The organism is Streptomyces sp. NPDC051452 (assembly GCF_044454765.1).
Lineage (GTDB): Bacteria > Actinomycetota > Actinomycetes > Streptomycetales > Streptomycetaceae > Streptomyces.
In genome coordinates this window covers 1-3,873 of sequence record NZ_JBITEB010000043.1, presented here as the reverse complement: position 1 = coordinate 3,873, position 3,873 = coordinate 1, and the positions used below count along the sequence as shown (strand labels likewise).

General features: G+C 74.0%; 3 protein-coding genes and 1 pseudogene. All 4 read left to right on the top strand.

Features of this window, described 5'->3' with window-relative positions; genetic code table 11:
- Window positions 1-1,305, top strand: a pseudogene (locus ACIBA9_RS38100) (hypothetical protein); the annotation flags it as partial.
- Window positions 1,306-1,322: 17 nt separating this feature from the next.
- Window positions 1,323-1,547, top strand: coding sequence for an acyl-CoA carboxylase epsilon subunit (locus ACIBA9_RS38095; RefSeq protein ID WP_399370365.1), 225 nt, complete (start codon window positions 1,323-1,325; stop codon window positions 1,545-1,547).
- A gap of 72 nt (window positions 1,548-1,619) precedes the next feature.
- Entirely contained in the window at window positions 1,620-2,783 is a 1,164-nt protein-coding gene (gene metK, locus ACIBA9_RS38090; RefSeq protein WP_399370363.1) for a methionine adenosyltransferase, read from the top strand.
- A gap of 1 nt (window position 2,784) precedes the next feature.
- Window positions 2,785-3,768, top strand: coding sequence for a carbohydrate kinase family protein (locus tag ACIBA9_RS38085; protein WP_399370361.1), 984 nt, complete (start codon window positions 2,785-2,787; stop codon window positions 3,766-3,768).
- Window positions 3,769-3,873 lie beyond the last annotated feature (105 nt).

Below are 3,873 nucleotides of genomic sequence, written 5' to 3'. Positions count from 1 at the left end.
GTGTCGGCGCGGGGCGAGGAGGCGCTGCGGGCGCAGGCGGCACGGCTGCTGGCGTTCACCGAGACCCACCCCGAGCTGGACCCGGCCGCGGTGGGGCGGGCGCTGGTGTCCGGAAGGGCGGCGTTGTCGCACCGGGGCGTGGTGACCGGCACCCGGCGCGAGGAACTGGCGGCGGGGCTGCGCGCGCTGGCCGACGGCGAGGACTCCCCGTACCTGGTCAGGGGGATCCAGACCGAGGAGCGTGTCGGCTATGTGCTCCCCGACCCGGTGGGCCCCTGGCGGCACGCGGCCCGCACGCTCCTCGCCGACTCGCCGGTCTTCGCCGAGCACGTCGAGGCGTGCCTGAACGCGCTCGGCCCGCACACCGACGCGGCGCGCATACGCGCCCAGTGGCACCGGGACGACACCGGATCCGGCGACGAACAGGCCGCACGCTGCGCGCTGTTCGCGGTGACCGTGGCCCTCGTCCGCACCTGGCGCAAGCTCGGTGTCCGCGTGGACGCCTTCGCCGGGGAACCGGAGCACGGGCCCGCCGTCGCCTGCCTCGCCGGCGCGCTCGGGCTCGACGCCGCCGCCCGCGCCGTAGCCCTCGGCGAGGACCCGGACCCCGCCCAGCCGACCTGGCTGTGGCTGCGCGGCGCCACCGGCCGGGAGCCGGACGGCACCGGCGGGGACGTGACCTACCTCGACCTCCTGCCAGACGGCTCGGTCCTCACCGGTCTCGTCCACGCCCACGTCCACGGCGCCGACGTCGACTGGACCGCCGTGGGCGCGGCTGCGCCGCCCGCCGAGCCGTTCGACCTGCCGACCTACGCGTTCCAGCGCGCCCGCTACTGGCTCGGCGCACCCGAACCGGCAGTACGGCAGCGGCGGTCGGTCGACTGGCTCCCGGTCGAGACGCGGACCGCGGCCGAGGCCGAGTGCCGTCCCGGGCCGGCCGAGAGCTGGCTCGCCCTCGTCCCCGCGGGCTTCGCGCACGACCCGTTCGTGACCGCCGCGGTCGACGCACTGGGCACCGGCGGCACCACGGTCACCCTGCGGACCGTCGACCTCACGGCCGACGACGACACGCTGTACCGGGAGCTCGCCGGCGCGCTCACCGACACCGGCCCCACCGGCGTCCTGTCGCTGCTGGACACGGACGCGACCCCGCGCGGCGACGGCGTCACCGCCCCGCGCGGCACCCTCGCCACCCTGACGCTGGCCCGCGTGCTGCACGAACTGTCCGACGCGCCACGACTGTGGTGCGCGACGGACGACACCCGCGACCACCCCGCCCCGGCCGCCATGGCCTGGGCCGCCTGAGCCCGGCGGGAGGGGCCATGACCTCCGCGCCCCCGGTCCGGGCCGCCCGGCCGCTGCTCAGATTCGTGCGCGGGCGGCCGGACGAGGAGGAGATCGCCGCGGCCACCCTGGCGGTGCTCGCCGCGCTCGCCACCCGCACCCCGCCGCCCGAGGCGCCCGGACCCACCGTCCGCGCCCCCGGGTCCGGCTACCGCGCCCCCGGCGCCTGGACCGCCCGCCGCCGCTTCACCCACCACGACTGACCGAGCCCGTCCACCGACTCCGTGCCCCGGACGTCCGCTGCCCCAACGCCTTTCTCCTGGAGGAAGAAACCCATGTCCCGTCGCCTGTTCACCTCGGAGTCCGTGACCGAGGGCCATCCCGACAAGATCGCCGACCAGATCAGCGACACGATCCTCGACGCGCTCCTCGCCCAGGACCCGGATGCCCGGGTCGCCGTCGAGACGCTGATCACCACCGGCCAGGTGCACGTGGCCGGCGAGGTGACGACGAAGGCCTACGCGGATATCGCCACCCTCGTCCGCGACAGGATCCTCAGCATCGGCTACGACTCCTCCAAGAAGGGCTTCGACGGCGCCTCCTGCGGTGTGTCGGTGTCCATCGGCGCGCAGTCCCCGGACATCGCGCAGGGCGTCGACACCGGCGGTGCCGGCGACCAGGGGCTCATGTTCGGCTACGCGACGGACGAGACTCCCGAACTGATGCCCCTGCCCATCCGCCTCGCCCACCGCATGGCCCAGCGGCTGTCCGACGTCCGCAAGGACGGCACCATCCCCTACCTGCGCCCGGACGGCAAGACGCAGGTCACCATCGAGTACGACGGCGACCAGGCCGTCCGCCTGGACACGGTGGTCGTCTCCTCCCAGCACGCCTCCGACATCGACCTGGAGTCGCTGCTGGCGCCCGACATCCGCGAGTTCGTCGTGGAGCCGGAGCTGAAGGCGCTCCTGGACGAGGGCATCAAGCTGGAGACCGAGGGCTACCGCCTGCTGGTCAACCCGACCGGGCGGTTCGAGATCGGCGGCCCGATGGGTGACGCCGGTCTGACCGGCCGCAAGATCATCATCGACACCTACGGCGGCATGGCCCGCCACGGCGGCGGCGCGTTCTCCGGCAAGGACCCCTCCAAGGTCGACCGCTCGGCCGCCTACGCGATGCGCTGGGTCGCCAAGAACGTCGTCGCGGCGGGGCTTGCGGCCCGCTGCGAGGTGCAGGTGGCGTACGCGATCGGCAAGGCCGAGCCGGTCGGGCTGTTCGTGGAGACGTTCGGTACCCACAAGGTCGAGCCGGAGAAGATCGAGAAGGCCATCGACGAGGTCTTCGACCTCCGCCCGGCCGCGATCATCCGCGACCTGGACCTGCTGCGCCCGATCTACTCCCAGACCGCCGCCTACGGCCACTTCGGCCGCGAGCTGGCCGACTTCACCTGGGAGCGCACCGACCGCGTGGACGCCCTGCGCCGGGCCGCCGGAGTCTGAGATGCGCATCGCCGTCAGCGGCTCCATCGCGATGGACCACCTCATGGTCTTCCCCGGCAGGTTCGCCGACCAGCTCGTGCCCGACCGGCTCGACAGGGTCTCGCTGTCCTTCCTCGCCGACACGCTCCACATCCGGCCCGGCGGCGTCGCGGCCAACATCGCCCACGGCCTGGGACAGCTGGGCTTCTCACCCGTCCTGATCGGCGCGGTGGGCTCCGACTTCGAGCCCTACCGCGTCCTGCTGAAGGAACAGGGCGTCGACACCGAGTCGGTGCGGATCAGCCCCGAGCTGCACACCGCCCGTTTCGTCTGCACCACCGACATCGAGCAGAACCAGATCGCGACCTTCTACACCGGCGCGATGGCGGAGGCCCGGCACATCCCCCTCGCCCCCGTCCTCGCCCGCACCGGCGGAGTCGACCTGGTCCTCGTCTCGCCCAACGACCCCGAGGCGATGCTGCGCCACACCCGGGAGTGCCACGAACTCGGCGTCCCCGTGGCCGCCGACCCCTCGCAGCAGCTGGCCCGCCTCGACCGGGACCAGGTCCGCGCCCTGATCGACCACTCGCGGATGCTGTTCACCAACGAGTACGAGTCCGTGCTGCTCCAGGAGCGCAGCGGATGGACGCAGGAGCAGATCCTCGGCCGCACCGGCCTGTGGATCACCACGCTCGGCGCCGCGGGCTCCCGGATCCGGCGGGCGGGCCGCACCACGGTCGAGGTCCCGGCCGCACCGGCCCGGACCGTCGCGGACCCCACCGGGGTCGGCGACGCCTACCGTGCCGGCTTCCTGGCCGCCCTCGCCTGGGGCGAGGACCTCCGGGAGGCGGCCAGGTTCGCCAGTGTGACCGCCGTCCTCGCCCTGGAGTCGGTCGGCACCCAGGAGCACGCCCTGCGCCCCGCCGAGCTGCTGTCCCGACTTGCCGAGGCCTACGGTCCCGCGGCGGCGGACCCGTTCACCGACCGGCTGGCGGTGCGCCCATGACCACGCCCGACCGTGTGTCCGCGCTTCGTGAGGCGCTCGCCACCCGTGTGGTGGTGGCCGATGGAGCGATGGGCACGATGCTCCAGGCGCAGGAGCCGACCCTTG

Coding starts and splice junctions, on each gene's coding strand:
- ACIBA9_RS38095 (WP_399370365.1), top strand. CDS start 1,323: ATGACCTCCGCGCCCCCGGTCCGGGCCGCCCGGCCGCTGCTCAGATTC.
- metK (WP_399370363.1), top strand. CDS start 1,620: ATGTCCCGTCGCCTGTTCACCTCGGAGTCCGTGACCGAGGGCCATCCC.
- ACIBA9_RS38085 (WP_399370361.1), top strand. CDS start 2,785: ATGCGCATCGCCGTCAGCGGCTCCATCGCGATGGACCACCTCATGGTC.